This is a genomic window from Psychrobacter sp. P11F6 (assembly GCF_001435295.1).
GTDB lineage: Bacteria > Pseudomonadota > Gammaproteobacteria > Pseudomonadales > Moraxellaceae > Psychrobacter.
Map to the genome: position 1 here is coordinate 3,119,283 of NZ_CM003594.1, position 16,502 is coordinate 3,135,784.

Below are 16,502 nucleotides of genomic sequence, written 5' to 3' on the forward strand. Positions count from 1 at the left end.
GGCATGAATAATAAGTTGAAATATTAATACAATATCATCAGGGATGATGAGCATAATAAGACAGAGGACTGTCAATCAATAACGACCCTCCTCCATAAATCCTCATCTCTATGTACTATAAATCCAGTCATTCTATAGCCCATAAATCTTGTTAGATGTTTAGGTTATAGTCGACCCACAGCCATATTTTACAATGTAAATTTTAGCAAAATCGAACCACAGAAAAGTATTTTTCGCAGTGCTTTGATTGATAGAAATCTGCTTTTTTTTCGATAATATTGGGTTACTTACTACTGGTTGGTCATTCTGCTTTATCAGCCTATAAACTGATTTTAGGATCCGTTTATAGACAACGTATCGAACTGTCTTCCATCATGTGATACATGCTAAAGCAAAATAACTTGTCAGGCTCAAATCAGTAATCTTGTTTTTATGTTAGGCAAAAGGAGTTGTCCTATGGAAAACCACAACGATCCATCCGGTTATTGGCGTGCCAATGTCCGTCTCATTTTAGGTAGCCTATTTATTTGGGCGCTATGCTCATACGGGTTTGGGATTTTGTTACGTCCTCTCTTAGCAGGTATTAAAATCGGTGGTACCGACTTGGGCTTTTGGTTTGCTCAGCAAGGATCCATTGGGGTATTTATCGTTTTAATTTTCTTCTACGCTTGGCGTATGAATAAGTTAGATAAACAATACGGCGTAGACGAGGAATAGCCCCATGAGTCAATTTACAATTAATATTATTTTTGTAGGTCTATCTTTCGCTCTATACTTCGGTATTGCAATTTGGGCACGTGCTGGCACAACGAGTGAATTCTACGTAGCAGGCGGCGGTGTTCACCCTGTCGTCAACGGTATGGCAACGGCTGCTGACTGGATGAGTGCTGCGTCATTTATTTCGATGGCAGGTATTCTTGCCGCTGGCGGTTATGGCGCATCAACTTATTTGATGGGTTGGACAGGTGGTTATGTACTACTGGCAATGCTCCTAGCGCCTTATTTACGTAAATTTGGTAAGTTTACGGTACCTGACTTCATCGGTGACCGTTTTTATTCAAAAACGGCAGCAATGATTGCCGTAATTTGTTTGATTATCGCGTCAACGACTTATGTTATTGGTCAGATGACGGGTGCTGGTGTCGCTTTCTCACGCTTCTTGGAAGTTGAAAACACTACTGGTCTACTGATTGCTGCGGTTGTTGTCTTCTTCTACGCTGTACTTGGTGGTATGAAAGGGATTACTTATACGCAGGTAGCGCAGTATGTGGTTCTAATGATTGCATATACCATTCCTGCTGTTTTCATCTCACTTGAGTTAACAGGCAATCCAATTCCAGGTTTGGGCTTGTTTTCAAACCATGTGGAAGCAGGGGTTCCTATCTTAACCAAGCTAGATCAGGTGGTTACTGACTTGGGTTTCACGGCTTATACCGCTGACGTTCCTAACAAACTAAACATGGTGCTATTTACCTTATCACTCATGATCGGTACAGCAGGCCTACCACACGTTATCATCCGCTTCTTCACCGTACCTAAAGTCGCTGATGCGCGTTGGACAGCTGGTTGGACATTAGTATTTATCTCGCTACTATACTTCACTGCTCCTGCCGTAGGTGCAATGGCACGTTTAAACCTGATTGATACGATTTATCCACAAGGGGTAGCAGAAGCACCTATAAACTATGATCAACGTCCAGACTGGATGAAGACATGGGAAGATACCGGTCTTATTAAGTATAATGATCTTAATAATGATGGTCGTATCCAAATGTACAACGATAGTGGTCTTGGTGCCGCTGAGCTTGCCTTGACTGCTGCACAAGCGGATGGTGGCGATGTAGCCGCTGCCACTGCAGCCGTAGAGACTGCACGTGTCGCACAGGATCTAGAACTTGATGGACGCTTTACCGCAGCAGGCTGGAAGGGTAATGAGCTGGATGTCAATGCCGATATCTTAGTATTAGCTAACCCAGAAATTGCGAATCTTCCACCATGGGTTATTGGTCTTATCGCCGCAGGTGGTTTGGCAGCAGCGCTCTCAACAGCAGCAGGCCTACTACTGGCTATTTCGTCAGCGATCAGTCATGACTTGATTAAACGAAATCTTAATCCAAATATTACTGATAAAGGCGAATTGAGAGTTGCGCGTATTACGATGGGTGTTGCGATTGTAGTTGCTACTTGGTTAGGAATAAATCCACCAGGGTTTGCCGCACAGGTAGTCGCATTAGCATTCGGTATCGCTGGTGCATCGCTCTTCCCTGCACTAATGATGGGTATTTTCTCTAAACGGATCAATAATGTTGGTGCCATCGCTGGTATGCTAACAGGTCTGATTAGTATCCTTGTTTATATCTTTGTCTTTAAAGGTTGGTTCTTCATTAGCGGTACAGCGAACTTCCCTGATACGGCAGAGTATTGGTTGTTTGGTATCTCACCACTATCATTTGGTGCGATTGGGGCATTGCTTAACTTTATCGTAGCGTTTGCTGTCTCTTATGCTACTGCTCCGCCACCATTACACATTCAAGAGTTGGTTGAAAGTGTCCGCTCTCCACGTGGCGCAGGCGGTGCAGTCGACCACTAAGTGTATAAATGAGAATATATCTTCAGTTACTATATATCACTCACAGGCAGTAGCTGCTTGTGAGTGATTTTTTTATCTCTTATTTATTATAAAAAATGCTAGATTTTTGCTTTATTGAATATACTTTATTAACTATGCTTAGGGCGTGTCCTCAATTAAATCGATTATCCTCTAAATGGGCTAAAAATGGCTAAATTTTGCCAAACATCGTTAAATAGCTTATCAATATCTCGATATTATTTTCGCTACTTTCTTTGTTTGACGGCAATTTATCTCATTTTTATGACCATTTTTAAAATGAGGACACGCCCTAGTTAAAAGCGCTCAATTAAAAGCGCTTAACGCATTAAGGAAGATTTTATGCTTTTTGAGTTTATCGCTACCATTGCTGCCGCATTTGGCATGGCTGGTCTGGCACTCATTATAACTCACCTCAGTAAACTGGCTGGCAAACGCGCACCAAAGTGGCTTATTCCTTTGTTTGCTGCGATTGGTATGTTTGCCTTTCAAATACACCAAGAGTATAACTGGTATGGTCAGCAAGTGAGCAAGTTACCGGCAGGCGTGCAAGTCGTCAAAGTAGCAAAAAGCACCGAGTGGTTTCGCCCATGGTCTTATATCAAACCGCAAATATTACGTTTTATCGCTGCCGATACCGCCAACGCTAGCGTGCAGGTAGACAATCCAGATGTATATTTGGTTAATTTATATCTGTTTGAAAGACGCAGAAGCGTGCAGAAAGTACCACAAGTTATAGACTGTCGTATTCCTGCGCGTGCCGATTATGTCATACCCGAAAAAGACAGTAAGCTAACGATTGATGAACATGTCAAGCAAACAACAGCATGGCGAGAGTTGGCAACAGATGATCCGTTGTTCATTAGTATTTGTACTGATAAAAGCTAACCTCCGCATAAATATGCAAATAAAACCCTGCTAGAACATCTGATTACTAAGGGATTTAAGACAGCTTATATTATAGTCATGTATTCAGTTGCGCTGAGAAGTTGCAGTATAAGTATGCTTAGAATTAGCGCCTAACAGCAATCCAGCGCATAGACCACCGAAGTGCGCCGCAAACGAGATACCTTGTTGCGGCATTAATCCTTGCTTGATGGTCAACCAATAGCCAGTACCCATGACAATACAGGCAATCAAATAACCCCAACGCCGCGCAAATACAGCACCACCTATCATATAGCCGAGCATCGCGAAGCATAGCCCTGATGCGCCAACATGAATTGACAATGGCGAGCCAATGATCCAAGTGACCAATCCAGACGCGATAATGAGCTTAATCACTGTTCGATAAGCATTCTTCTCAAACAATCCAAACAAAAATAAAATTTGTAACAACGTCAAAGTGTTACCAAGCAAATGTGAAAAATTGCCATGCATCGTCCATGACGCAAATACCCCAATCATACTGCCCACATCTAAGGCACGAGGCACAATCCCAAAGATATTCCACATGCCGAATAATGCCACTTCATTTAAAAAAAACATGCCCCACATCGGTATTAATACAAAAGCATATAAGCCTATAACCTGCTTTATTCGTATCATAATCAAGCTAAGCAGTTGCTGCCAATTCATATAATGCCCTATTCTTTTAATTCATGTTTTAATCTATGTTTTTAGCGATATTTTAATGACTCAGCGTAGCAGTGGAGCGTGTTACAGGTGTAAAATCTAACAATGCAGCCTCTTTGTCAGTCATCAAATAACTGTCACTATGTAATAACGACGTCGAGTGATAAGGCACTAAAGCGGTGGGTACGAAGCGACGAGCGGCATCGATATGTTTGATAGAATCATCAAAAAAGATATGAGGTGCAAATGTTCTAAGCACAGCTGTTTTTTCTAAACCTCCTAAGAAAAACGCCATATCAACATTGACGCCCCACTCTCGCAATGTCTTAATCGCACGCAGATCAGCGGGTGCGTTGCGAGCTGTCACCAATGCAATCTTTATTGGAGAATACTTGAGACCAGCGGGTAGACGTTCCTGTAAATTTGATAGTTTAATCAACAATTCAGCATAAGGGCCTTTTTCAATGGGTAAATCACGCATCTGTATTTCGCGATCGTGAAAAGCACGCAGTCCCTTTTGCTTGTACAGCAGTTCACCTGAATCATCAAACAGTACCGCATCACCATCAAAAGCAATACGTAGCTGATCAGTATCTAACTCATAGGTATTGACAGGGGTTGCATCGAGTATCGCACAAGCGCAGATATTGGCATCAGCCACTTGCTGGGCATCTTCGCGATTGGTAGTCAAAAATAGATCGACGTTGAAGTCTTTAATATAAGGAGCAACAGGACTGCCTGAAATAAATGCCGAGCGCGAGATAGTCAGCTCATGTTCAAGAATTGCATTGAGGACTTGAATGCCCGTATCTGGACTACTCTTTGAAACAATGACCACTTCCACCAAAGGTGTCTCAATCTCTAAATCTTGCATACCATCATTGCAATAATTATTCAGATTTAATAGAGCTTTAATTAATGGATAACCAGCACCAAGACTCAGAGCATCGTTTTCACGCTTGGTCATATAATCTCGAAACTCTTTTATGGCGCTTACAGGTCTCTGCTCTAGCAGCTCTAGCAAATAATTTTCTGATTCTGTTAAATCAAAAAGTGCCGTTGCAGAAATCGCGACGATGAGCGTATTACTAAAATCGACTGCCATGATTTTCTCTACTTATAAAATTATCTATTCGGAAATGCCAACCAGTTTACTACATTCACAAGCCCTTAGAATGATAAGAAAAGTTATCCACGTATAATGTCATTTAGTATAAAAACCACCTTCTAAGTAATCTAAATGACCGCTCAAAAAATGTCTCATAATGTGACTTTATGTGGAATAATTTAACCATAGAATTATTACGCCGACTTTTTCTTTTATCATAAAAAAACCATATTGCTATGAAAACAATATGGCCCTATTAATGAACAATACAGATGAACAGTGTAGATGAATGACGCAGCTATGATTTTCTAAGCTTACTTTTATCAATAGCGCTTACGTTAGCAGCACTAAAGATATCGCTGGAAAGGCGACCAAAATAACCAGTCGAATCAGATCAGAGACAATAAATGGTGCGACCCCGCGGAACATATCAGACAGCTTAATATGCGGTGCCATTGCCTTAATCACAAAGATATTCATCCCCATCGGCGGCGTAATCAGTCCAAGCTCTACTGTCAATACAGCGATGATACCAAACCATACGGGATCAAACCCTAACGCCACAATGATTGGATATACCACTGGAATGGTAATGACCAGCATCGCCAAAGCATCCATGAACAACCCTAATAGGAAGTACATGATTAAGATACAGATCAGTACAATCATCGGGCTAACTGCTAATGTACCAATCCAAGTCGCTAGCGTATAAGACAAGCGTGAAACGGAGATAAAGTAACCCAAGGCTTCTGCACCCAGCAGCATAAAGAACACCACCGCTGATAATGCAAGCGTTTCAATCAAAGATTGCTTTAGACCTTTTATACGCATGCCTTTGGCAAAAGCATAAGCCCAAGAAAAAAACGCACCGACTGCCGCTCCTTCTGTCGGAGTAAATAACCCAAAGAAAATACCAGCGATAATCACAATGAAAATAAAGCTAAATGGTATAAGTCCCGTCAATGACAGCAGCTTGGCTTTCCAAGAAGTAGGCTCACCGCGACGCGCTAAATGGGGCTTCCAGCGTACCATAATCATAACAGTGATTGAATACATCACCATGCCCAAAATCCCAGGCAAGAAACCAGCGATGAACATGTCACCGACTGACTGCTGGGTTAAGATGGCATAAACCAGTAGCGCAATGCTAGGCGGAATCATAATACCTAACGTGCCACCCGCTGCTAAAATACCACAGGCAAAACCTGGTTGATAACCATATTTCTCCATTTGTGGCAGCGCAACCTTGGTCATAGTGGACGCTGTGGCTAGGGATGAGCCTGAGATAGAAGCAAAAATACCAGACGATCCTATGCCAGCGATACCCAAACTGCCCCTCACTCCCCCAAAAATAGTTCGGGTAGCTTCAAACAATTTCCCTGCCATCCCTGAATGAGTGGCAAAAACTCCCATTAAAATAAATAAAGGAATCGCACTAAAGTCATACTTTGCCAAGACATCGACTGGAATGTCTTTGAGCATTTGCAGTGCACCACTGGGCGCCGTCACTGCGCCAAAGCCAACCAATCCAACACCTAACATGGCAAGCGCCACTGGAACTCGCAGGACAACAAGCAGGATCATGACGATTAAGCCGATAGCTCCAATAATTTCTGGACTCATGCGCCTGTCTCCTCGGCGTCAAAGAACTCGCCCGTTTTAAAGATATTGATGGATTCGATTAATGAGCGAATGGCGAGTAAGAGACTTAAAAATGCACTAAATGCATAGATGGGCATCATTGACAATCTAAGATCTTGAGTGACTTTGCCGTATTCTATGGCATCAACAGCACTCTCATAAAGCCCCCAAGCAAAAACGATACCAATGACGAAAAAGCCCATCATAAAGACGCCCATCATATAACCTTTAATGGCTTGCGGCATTTTTTGGGTAAAGACATCAACGATGATTTGTGAGCGTTCGACGAAAGCGCCAAAGGCAGCAAGTAAAGCAAAGAGCATGAAGTAAGAAACGATCTCTACACTGCCTTTAACGGTAAAGCCAAACTCACCACCAGTCAGCTTAAAAATATAACGAGCAGTCACATCGAGCATCGTTGTGAGGACAATAATAATAAGACTGATACCACCGATAAACTGGCATAATCTAGAGATTAGAATACTGATTTTTACTAAAAATGCCATGTGACACCTCCAATGGGTTATACCACTTTACAAGCGGCACTGGCAGCTTTTGCTTTCTCATAGACACTATCAGCATCTAAACCCAAAGCATTGACATCACTTAGATATTTTTTGGTACCCTTTTCAAGTGGTCCTTTCCAATCAGGATCATTCAATGGATCAGGAATTTCAACGATCTCATCGCCTTTAGCTTTAGCAGCTTGAATGGCCATTTGATCATGCTTATCAAACACTTCACCAACTTTATTCGCCAATGCCATTCCTGAGTTTTTATCCAACACTTGCTTTAAATCATCAGGTAAGTTGTTATATTTATCCTTATTCATAGTAACCATCAGCGCCGAACTATAAAAAGGAATATTGGTGTGATATTTGGTGATTTCATCGATTTTGAACGCTGTTACGGCCTCCCAGGGAAAACTCAACCCATCGACGACGCCGCGCTGTAGCGAGGTATACATATCATTAGCAGGCAATCCTACTGGTGACGCCCCAGCACTTTCGATAATATCACCCGCGACCGCAGAAGGGCGGCGGATGCGCATGCCTTTCATGTCTTCAGGAGTCCGAATCAACTTATCCGTAGTATGCAGTGAGCCAGGCCCAGCGCCATACATAAATAGTAGATGTGAGTCTTCATACTCACTAGCAAGCGTGCCATCCTCATAAAGAGTCTGAAGCATACAACCCATTTGAGTCGCTGAGTTTGATAAACCAGGAAGTTCAGTGATTTGAGTTAAAGGAAAACGACCACTGGTATACCCATGTGCTTGTGAACCAATATCTATCGTACCTTTAGCAGCAGATTCGTACGTAACATCTGCTTTAGCAAGACCCGCGGAAGGATACAACTCTACTTTTAAGCGACCATTAGAATCTGTCTCTATTTGCTTTGCCCAAGGTTCAAAAACCTCTGTGCTAATAGAAGAGGTTGCTGGCCAAAAGTGAGAGAAGCGTAAAACGGTGATTTCTTGAGAGTTTACTGATGAGTCATCAGTCGTGTTAGCAGATTGGTTAGAGCAGCCTAAAAGACTAACAGCCGCTAAGGCACCAATTGAAAAAAGAGGAGCTAGCTTCATTATCAATTCCTTTTGATAATTGTGAAAATAGGAGTAATACATCACTGGTAAATAATCCAATCTATACCAGATGTAATAATTTACAAGTTTTAAATATGTCTTTTACATACCTGTAATAAAAATCTAGTTTAAAATTAGCAGCTATAATGATATAAGTCAAATCATTTTGATGGCAGGACTAGAAAATATATTCATAAAATTGCATAGCAATTAAACAAGAAAACTCGTCAATTCAAATAGAAAACGCACTTATAGAGTGTGAATTATAAAAACAGGTTAGACTAAGTATAATTTTATACTATTTTCCCAAACCCGCGCGCAAAGAAAACCCCCTTCTGCATAAGCAGAAGGGGGTTTTACTTTAGAATAGAGAGCTGACGATGACCTACTCTCACATGGGCGAACCCACACTACCATTGGCGCAATGATGTTTCACTTCTGAGTTCGGGAAGGGATCAGGTGGTGCCATCATGCTATTGTCGTCAGCAAAGGGGGTTAGATATGAGTCTGTTATTTTTATTGTTTGACTATAAGTGTTTAGTTTATGGTCGATCAACTTGTAACCTAACTGAATCAAGGTTAAAGGTGATATCGAAATATTCTTTCTTTTATTCTATAAGCTTTCGCTTATACAAGATAGATTAATTAGAGCTTTCATACAAACCACTTGGGTGTTGTATGGTCAAGCCAAACGAGCAATTAGTACAGGTTAGCTACATGCATCGCTGCACTTCCACACCCTGCCTATCAACGTCGTAGTCTTCAACGGCTCTTTAGGGAAATCTAATCTTGAGGTGGGCTTCCCGCTTAGATGCTTTCAGCGGTTATCCCATCCGAACGTAGCTACCGGGCAATGCCACTGGCGTGACAACCCGAACACCAGAGGTTCGTCCACTCTGGTCCTCTCGTACTAGGAGCAGATCCTCTCAAATTTCCAACGCCCACGGTAGATAGGGACCGAACTGTCTCACGACGTTCTAAACCCAGCTCGCGTACCTCTTTAAATGGCGAACAGCCATACCCTTAGGACCTGCTTCAGCCCTAGGATGAGATGAGCCGACATCGAGGTGCCAAACACCGCCGTCGATATGAACTCTTGGGCGGTATCAGCCTGTTATCCCCAGAGTACCTTTTATCCGTTGAGCGATGGCCCTTCCATACAGAACCACCGGATCACTAAGACCTACTTTCGTACCTGCTCGACTTGTGGGTCTCGCAGTTAAGCGCGCTTTTGCCTTTATACTCTACGACCGATTTCCGACCGGTCTGAGCGCACCTTCGTACTCCTCCGTTACTCTTTAGGAGGAGACCGCCCCAGTCAAACTACCCACCATACATTGTCCTCGGTATTGTTATACCTGAGTTAGAACCCCAACATGACCAGGGTGGTATTTCAAGATTGGCTCCACCGAGACTAGCGTCTCGGCTTCAAAGCCTCCCACCTATCCTGCACAAGTCAGGTCAAAGTTCAATGTAAAGCTGTAGTAAAGGTTCACGGGGTCTTTCCGTCTAGCCGCGGGTACACAGCATCTTCACTGCGATTTCGATTTCACTGAGTCTCTGCTGGAGACAGCGCTGCCATCATTATGTCATTCGTGCAGGTCGGAACTTACCCGACAAGGAATTTCGCTACCTTAGGACCGTTATAGTTACGGCCGCCGTTTACTGGGGCTTCGATCAAGAGCTTCGCTTACGCTAACCCCATCAATTAACCTTCCAGCACCGGGCAGACATCACACCCTATACGTCCACTTTCGTGTTTGCAGAGTGCTGTGTTTTTAATAAACAGTTGCAGCAGCCTGGTATCTGCGACTGCCAACAGCTCAAGGAGCGTGTCCTATCACCATCAGCAGCGTACCTTCTCCCGAAGTTACGGTACCATTTTGCCTAGTTCCTTCAGCAGAGTTCTCTCAAGCGCCTTGGTATTCTCTACCTGATCACCTGTGTCGGTTTAGGGTACGATTCGTTTATAACTATTGCTTAGAAGCTTTTCCTGGAAGCATGGTATTTGCCACTTCACTGTACAAGTACAGCTTGCTATCAGATCTCAGCCATGTAACAACCCGGATTTACCTAAGTTGTAAGCCTACATCCTTTCACCTGGACAACCAACGCCAGGCTGACATAACCTTCTCCGTCCCTCCATCGCATTATAAACAAGTATCGGAATATTAACCGATTTCCCATCGACTACGCCTTTCGGCCTCGCCTTAGGGGTCGACTCACCCAGCCCCGATTAACGTTGGACTGGAACCCTTGATCTTCCGGCGTGCGAGCTTTTCACTCGCATTATCGTTACTCACGTCAGCATTCGCTCTTGTGATACCTCCAGCATGCCTTACGACACACCTTCACAGGCTTACACAACGCTCCCCTACCACTTGAAAACAAATTCAAATCCGCAGCTTCGGCTCCTAGTTTGAGCCCCGTTACATCTTCCGCGCGGGCCGACTCGACTAGTGAGCTATTACGCTTTCTTTAAAGGATGGCTGCTTCTAAGCCAACCTCCTAGCTGTCTATGCCTTCCCACCTCGTTTCCCACTTAACTAGGAATTTGGGGCCTTAGCTGGCGGTCTGGGTTGTTTCCCTCTCCACAATGGACGTTAGCACCCACTGTGTGTCTCCCGGATATCACTCATCGGTATTCGGAGTTTGCATCGGTTTGGTAAGTCGGTATGACCCCCTAGCCGAAACAGTGCTCTACCCCCAATGGTGTTCGTCCGAGGCGCTACCTAAATAGCTTTCGGGGAGAACCAGCTATCACCGAGTTTGATTAGCCTTTCACCCCTATCCACAAGTCATCCCCTGGCTTTTCAACGACAGTGGGTTCGGTCCTCCGGTGCCTGTTACGGCACTTTCAACCTGCTCATGGATAGATCACTCGGTTTCGGGTCTATACCCTGCAACTAAACGCCCTATTAAGACTCGGTTTCCCTACGGCTCCCCTAAACGGTTAACCTTGCTACAGAATATAAGTCGCTGACCCATTATACAAAAGGTACGCGGTCACCCTAATAAATTAAGGCTCCCACTGCTTGTACGCACACGGTTTCAGGTTCTATTTCACTCCCCTCACAGGGGTTCTTTTCGCCTTTCCCTCACGGTACTGGTTCACTATCGGTCAGTCAGGAGTATTTAGCCTTGGAGGATGGTCCCCCCATCTTCAAACAGGATTTCTCGTGCCCCGCTCTACTTAATATGTTAACGCTAATGTTTCGAATACAGGACTATCACCTACTACGGTCAGCTTTCCCACGCTGTTCTTCTACATTAGCATTAATCGGCTTCTCCCCGTTCGCTCGCCGCTACTAGGGGAATCTCATTTGATGTCTATTCCTAAGGGTACTGAGATGTTTCACTTCCCCTCGTTCGCTTCTTGTACAAGTACAAGATACCTACCTTATGGTAGGTGGGTTTCCCCATTCAGAAATCTCCGGATCACAGGATATTGCCGCCTCCCCGAAGCTTATCGCAGGCTGTCACGTCTTTCATCGCCTCTGACTGCCAAGGCATCCACCATGTGCGCTTCATTACTTGACCATACAACCCCAAGTAGTCTAACTTATAAATAAGTGTTGACTTCAAAGTGTCATAAGATCTAATTATGATAACGATATCACCTATGTTTATACGCTTGATTCAGTTCTCTTTACTTTTTTAATCACTCACCCCTGGGATAACAACTGATGTCGTTAAGAGGTGAGTGATTAAGGTTAAGAGGTGCGCGTGAACACGCTCCTCCTAACCCAGACTCATATCTATGTTTTTAAATAGTCTCTATGCTCTCGTCGAGTCACAGATTTCCGTATAAAACAGAAAGAAGTAATCGTGTCTTTATTCAAAGATAAATCACTTGTTTCTATTTATACTATTAGCACTTAAAGCTTATTCGTCTATAGTGGTGGAGCCAAACGGAGTCGAACCGTTGACCTCCTGCGTGCAAGGCAGGCGCTCTACCAACTGAGCTATGGCCCCATTATAAAATGGTGGGTCTAAGTGGACTTGAACCACTGACCCCCGCGTTATCAACACGGTGCTCTAACCAGCTGAGCTACAGACCCAATTACGCTTGTTAAAACGTAAGCTTAAACTAAAGAACAACTTGTTGTGAATTCTTGCTGACCGAATGCCATCTATAAGGAGGTGATCCAGCCGCAGGTTCCCCTACGGCTACCTTGTTACGACTTCACCCCAGTCATCAACCACACCGTGGTGAACGCTCCCCCGAAGGTTAAGCTATCCACTTCTGGTGCAATCAACTCCCATGGTGTGACGGGCGGTGTGTACAAGGCCCGGGAACGTATTCACCGCGGCATTCTGATCCGCGATTACTAGCGATTCCTACTTCATGGAGTCGAGTTGCAGACTCCAATCTGGACTACGATAGGCTTTTTGAGATTCGCATCACATCGCTGTGTAGCTGCCCTCTGTACCTACCATTGTAGCACGTGTGTAGCCCTGGTCGTAAGGGCCATGATGACTTGACGTCGTCCCCGCCTTCCTCCAGTTTGTCACTGGCAGTATCCTTAGAGTTCCCGGCTTAACCCGCTGGTAACTAAGGACAAGGGTTGCGCTCGTTGCGGGACTTAACCCAACATCTCACGACACGAGCTGACGACAGCCATGCAGCACCTGTATTCTAATTCCCGAAGGCACTCCCGCATCTCTGCAGGATTCTAGATATGTCAAGACCAGGTAAGGTTCTTCGCGTTGCATCGAATTAAACCACATGCTCCACCGCTTGTGCGGGCCCCCGTCAATTCATTTGAGTTTTAACCTTGCGGCCGTACTCCCCAGGCGGTCTACTTATTGCGTTAGCTGCGTCACTAAGTCCTCAAGGGACCCAACGACTAGTAGACATCGTTTACGGCGTGGACTACCAGGGTATCTAATCCTGTTTGCTACCCACGCTTTCGAGCCTCAGTGTCAGTATTATGCCAGAAGGCTGCCTTCGCCATCGGTATTCCTCCAGATCTCTACGCATTTCACCGCTACACCTGGAATTCTACCTTCCTCTCACATACTCTAGCTCTACAGTTTCAGATGCAGTTCCCAGGTTAAGCCCGGGGATTTCACATCTGACTTATAGAGCCACCTACGCTCCCTTTACGCCCAGTAATTCCGATTAACGCTTGCACCCTCTGTATTACCGCGGCTGCTGGCACAGAGTTAGCCGGTGCTTATTCTGCAGCTAATGTCATCGTCCATGGGTATTAACCATGGAGTCTTCTTCACTGCTTAAAGTGCTTTACAACCAAAAGGCCTTCTTCACACACGCGGCATGGCTGGATCAGGGTTTCCCCCATTGTCCAATATTCCCCACTGCTGCCTCCCGTAGGAGTCCGGGCCGTGTCTCAGTCCCGGTGTGGCTGATCATCCTCTCAGACCAGCTACAGATCGTCGCCATGGTAGGCCTTTACCCCACCATCTAGCTAATCCGACTTAGGCTCATCTAATAGCGAGAGCAGTAAACTGCCCCCTTTCTCCCGTAGGTCGTATGCGGTATTAATACGAGTTTCCCCGTGCTATCCCCCACTACTAGGTAGATTCCTAAGTATTACTCACCCGTCCGCCGCTCGTCAGCGAGAAGCAAGCTTCTCCTGTTACCGCTCGACTTGCATGTGTTAAGCCTGCCGCCAGCGTTCAATCTGAGCCATGATCAAACTCTTCAGTTTAATCTTGCTATGAAGCTCTTTAAAGAAGCTTCTAAACTTGGCTCATCTAATCTGGCAAAATCGCTAAAAATTATGTTCGTAATGAATTAACTTTGAGTTTTTCTGCTGTCTTAAATGATAATTTTTATAGTTAGAATGAACTCCGAAAAGGAGTTAAAACCAACTTTATTTTTTAGCATTCTGAATCAGCAAAAATCCACACAAGTTGTTCTTTAGTTATGCTTTTAAATAGTGCTCAATCACTGTCGTCCAGTAACTGATATATAGGGTAATTCTCTTGCTGTTTAGTCTCAAACCCTTTCAGGTCAAGCTATCTAGCGAGCCGACTATCTTATCATAATGATTTGATTTGTCAAGCTTTTTTATGTTTTGTCTTAGCTTGGTAATCTAAGTAATAAGTTGGTTAACTTACTGCTTAGCTTCCTTTGCTGTGGGGCGTATTATATAGAGTTTGAATCTTTAGTCAAGGGCTATTTTAGCTTAATTCAAATAAACTTGGTGATTAGACTAAATTGGCAGAATGGCGACGCTACTTTTGCTTCAATCGGGCGGCAGTGTATGAGATTTTGAGCAAGGATAGCTTTTTTCCCTTAAAATTGCTTACCTCTTTCTATAAATGGCAACTTTACATTACAGCTTGCCTATCTTTTTGAAGAAGTCTTTGTAAGCAGCGACTTTTTTATCTAAGGCTAAAGGATAGGCACGCGAGGTTGAAGGCAACCTATATAAGGTAAGATTATTTATATCCACTTTTCGATTGTGCTCGTTTTGCCATTGATATGGATAATCCATACTTTGATTGGTCTTAGGATACTTGGATTTAGCAGGTGGCTCGGCTAATAAACCAAGCAGCACTTCTGTTGCTTTACCGCCCGTGGTAAATAAGGTTTCAACCTTTGGCACTTGTGGCAATATACTATCTAGGTCAACGGGTATGACAACGGTTAAGTTCTTATCTGAGGCATTACCAGTCTCGCGAATCGCTTGCTTGACGGTCGGACAAGAAGCAATTCCGCGCTCGAACATAAAGGCGCGAATACGCTCAGGATCAAAGCGCTTCTCATCCCCTACTCTAAAATAATCCACGTCATCAAAAAAAACACTACCATAGATACGCCACATGTCATTGTAAAAGTTTGGATAGTGAAATGGCATTGCCCATTTATCAGCGGTCGGTGGAAAAGTACCCATCATCATTACCGTAGCATTAGGTGGTAAAACGGGAGCGAACGGATGCGTTTCTACCTCTGCTGCTTGGGCTTCAGATAATATCAAGCGATTATCGGTTTGATGCGTATTATTCTGGGTGTGATATGGTTGTGTAGTCATAAGATTCTTCATCAGAAAAGCGGTTTTTTTGCTATTATAGCAAGCCTAAACACTGCTTCATTTATTAGGGCGCTATTATAGTCAAACATAGTCGGCTTAAATAAAACCAACCCTGCCATAAATATACTTGGCTTACTTTATTATCAAAGCAGTAAGCTTACTATTTTTGAGATAGATATAAGGTTGAAGTGCAGTAAGTGTTTGTATCTTTTATACTAATGGCAACCGCAGTAACTGCGCAAGCATCAGACCAAAAACCAAGAGAAACCTTATGAGCGACTTAAAAATCACCGTCATTGATCACCCGTTAGTCCGTCATAAACTCAGCCTTATGCGCGAAAAAGACTGTAGCACTTATAAGTTTCGCACGTTGACCAAAGAGCTTGCACGCTTGATGGCATATGAAGCAAGCCGTGATTTTGAAATTGAAACCTTCCCAATGCAAGGCTGGTGCGGTGAAATCACAGGTGAACAAATCATCGGTAAGACCGCAACGATTGTACCGATTTTACGTGCGGGTATTGGCATGTTGGACGGGGTACTCGATTTGATTCCTACAGCAAAAATCTCTGTCGTCGGTTTACAGCGTGATGAAGAAACCTTACAACCTGTGCCGTTCTTTGAAAAATTTGTCAGCCATATGGACAAACGCCCAGCCCTTATCATTGACCCAATGTTAGCCACTGGCGGATCTATGGTTGCGACCATCGAGATGCTAAAGAAAAATGGCTGTACCAATATTAAAGCATTGGTATTGGTTGCCGCGCCTGAAGGCGTACGTGTGGTCAATGAAGCACATCCTGACGTCACCATTTATACCGCCGCACTAGACAGCCATTTGGATGAGCACGGTTATATCATCCCAGGTTTAGGCGATGCGGGCGATAAAATCTTTGGTAAGCAATTATTCAACAAGTAAGAAAAAAAATGAATCAAAACTAGCTATCGTCGTAACACCCATGACACATGTGCAAAACATCA

10 protein-coding genes, 2 tRNA genes and 3 rRNA genes are annotated in these 16,502 nt (G+C 43.9%); 4 read left to right on the forward strand and 11 right to left on the reverse strand.

What is annotated here, in order from left to right:
• Positions 1-456: 456 nt before the first annotated feature.
• The 3 genes from AK822_RS12885 to AK822_RS12895 all read left to right on the forward strand — a co-directional run bounded on the left by AK822_RS12885 (position 457) and on the right by AK822_RS12895 (position 3,496).
• Complete coding sequence (locus AK822_RS12885; protein ID WP_045448034.1) at positions 457-717, forward strand: DUF4212 domain-containing protein; 261 nt, start codon at positions 457-459, stop codon at positions 715-717.
• A gap of 4 nt (positions 718-721) precedes the next feature.
• On the forward strand, positions 722-2,590 hold the full coding sequence (locus tag AK822_RS12890; RefSeq protein ID WP_060491927.1) for a sodium:solute symporter family protein: 1,869 nt from the start codon (positions 722-724) through the stop codon (positions 2,588-2,590).
• 360 nt (positions 2,591-2,950) lie between these two features.
• Complete coding sequence (locus AK822_RS12895) at positions 2,951-3,496, forward strand: hypothetical protein (RefSeq protein ID WP_060491928.1); 546 nt, start codon at positions 2,951-2,953, stop codon at positions 3,494-3,496.
• A gap of 84 nt (positions 3,497-3,580) precedes the next feature.
• Here AK822_RS12895 and AK822_RS12900 read toward each other — a convergent pair whose 3' ends face one another.
• The 11 genes from AK822_RS12900 to AK822_RS12950 all read right to left on the reverse strand — a co-directional run bounded on the left by AK822_RS12900 (position 3,581) and on the right by AK822_RS12950 (position 15,521).
• Positions 3,581-4,186: a rhomboid family intramembrane serine protease gene (locus AK822_RS12900; protein ID WP_045448040.1), complete on the reverse strand. Its 606-nt coding sequence runs from the start codon at positions 4,184-4,186 to the stop codon at positions 3,581-3,583.
• A 52-nt stretch (positions 4,187-4,238) separates the two neighbouring features.
• Positions 4,239-5,288: a 5'-nucleotidase gene (locus AK822_RS12905; protein WP_060491929.1), complete on the reverse strand. Its 1,050-nt coding sequence runs from the start codon at positions 5,286-5,288 to the stop codon at positions 4,239-4,241.
• Positions 5,289-5,624: 336 nt separating this feature from the next.
• On the reverse strand, positions 5,625-6,914 hold the full coding sequence (locus AK822_RS12910; RefSeq protein WP_060491930.1) for a TRAP transporter large permease: 1,290 nt from the start codon (positions 6,912-6,914) through the stop codon (positions 5,625-5,627).
• The gene (locus AK822_RS12915) at positions 6,911-7,438 is read right to left on the reverse strand and encodes a TRAP transporter small permease (RefSeq protein WP_055125846.1); all 528 of its coding nucleotides are present in this window, start codon (positions 7,436-7,438) and stop codon (positions 6,911-6,913) included. The genes AK822_RS12910 and AK822_RS12915 overlap by 4 nt, the downstream gene beginning before the upstream one ends.
• 17 nt (positions 7,439-7,455) lie before the next feature.
• On the reverse strand, positions 7,456-8,517 hold the full coding sequence (locus tag AK822_RS12920) for a TRAP transporter substrate-binding protein (protein WP_055125845.1): 1,062 nt from the start codon (positions 8,515-8,517) through the stop codon (positions 7,456-7,458).
• Positions 8,518-8,889: 372 nt separating this feature from the next.
• Positions 8,890-9,004 (reverse strand): 5S ribosomal RNA (gene rrf / locus AK822_RS12925).
• Between the two features lie 191 nt (positions 9,005-9,195).
• Positions 9,196-12,057, reverse strand: a 23S ribosomal RNA gene (locus AK822_RS12930).
• A gap of 359 nt (positions 12,058-12,416) precedes the next feature.
• Positions 12,417-12,492, reverse strand: a tRNA-Ala gene (locus tag AK822_RS12935).
• 9 nt (positions 12,493-12,501) lie between these two features.
• Positions 12,502-12,578, reverse strand: a tRNA-Ile gene (locus AK822_RS12940).
• A 75-nt stretch (positions 12,579-12,653) separates the two neighbouring features.
• A 16S ribosomal RNA gene (locus AK822_RS12945) occupies positions 12,654-14,192 on the reverse strand.
• The 16S, 23S and 5S rRNA genes sit together here with 2 tRNA genes alongside, the layout of an rRNA operon.
• A 630-nt stretch (positions 14,193-14,822) precedes the next feature.
• A complete protein-coding gene (locus AK822_RS12950) occupies positions 14,823-15,521 on the reverse strand; it encodes a DNA glycosylase (RefSeq protein WP_087945652.1) in 699 nt (232 codons plus the stop codon).
• Between the two features lie 271 nt (positions 15,522-15,792).
• On the opposite strand from AK822_RS12950, the gene upp reads away from it, so the two are divergent.
• Entirely contained in the window at positions 15,793-16,440 is a 648-nt protein-coding gene (gene upp, locus AK822_RS12955; RefSeq protein ID WP_045445969.1) for a uracil phosphoribosyltransferase, read from the forward strand.
• Positions 16,441-16,502 lie beyond the last annotated feature (62 nt).

Excerpts from the sequence above, each read along its gene's own strand:
- AK822_RS12885 (WP_045448034.1), top strand. The coding sequence starts at position 457 with ATGGAAAACCACAACGATCCATCCGGTTATTGGCGTGCCAATGTCCGT.
- AK822_RS12890 (WP_060491927.1), top strand. The coding sequence starts at position 722 with ATGAGTCAATTTACAATTAATATTATTTTTGTAGGTCTATCTTTCGCT.
- AK822_RS12895 (WP_060491928.1), top strand. The coding sequence starts at position 2,951 with ATGCTTTTTGAGTTTATCGCTACCATTGCTGCCGCATTTGGCATGGCT.
- AK822_RS12900 (WP_045448040.1), bottom strand. The coding sequence starts at position 4,186 with ATGAATTGGCAGCAACTGCTTAGCTTGATTATGATACGAATAAAGCAG.
- AK822_RS12905 (WP_060491929.1), bottom strand. The coding sequence starts at position 5,288 with ATGGCAGTCGATTTTAGTAATACGCTCATCGTCGCGATTTCTGCAACG.
- AK822_RS12910 (WP_060491930.1), bottom strand. The coding sequence starts at position 6,914 with ATGAGTCCAGAAATTATTGGAGCTATCGGCTTAATCGTCATGATCCTG.
- AK822_RS12915 (WP_055125846.1), bottom strand. The coding sequence starts at position 7,438 with ATGGCATTTTTAGTAAAAATCAGTATTCTAATCTCTAGATTATGCCAG.
- AK822_RS12920 (WP_055125845.1), bottom strand. The coding sequence starts at position 8,517 with ATGAAGCTAGCTCCTCTTTTTTCAATTGGTGCCTTAGCGGCTGTTAGT.
- AK822_RS12950 (WP_087945652.1), bottom strand. The coding sequence starts at position 15,521 with ATGACTACACAACCATATCACACCCAGAATAATACGCATCAAACCGAT.
- upp (WP_045445969.1), top strand. The coding sequence starts at position 15,793 with ATGAGCGACTTAAAAATCACCGTCATTGATCACCCGTTAGTCCGTCAT.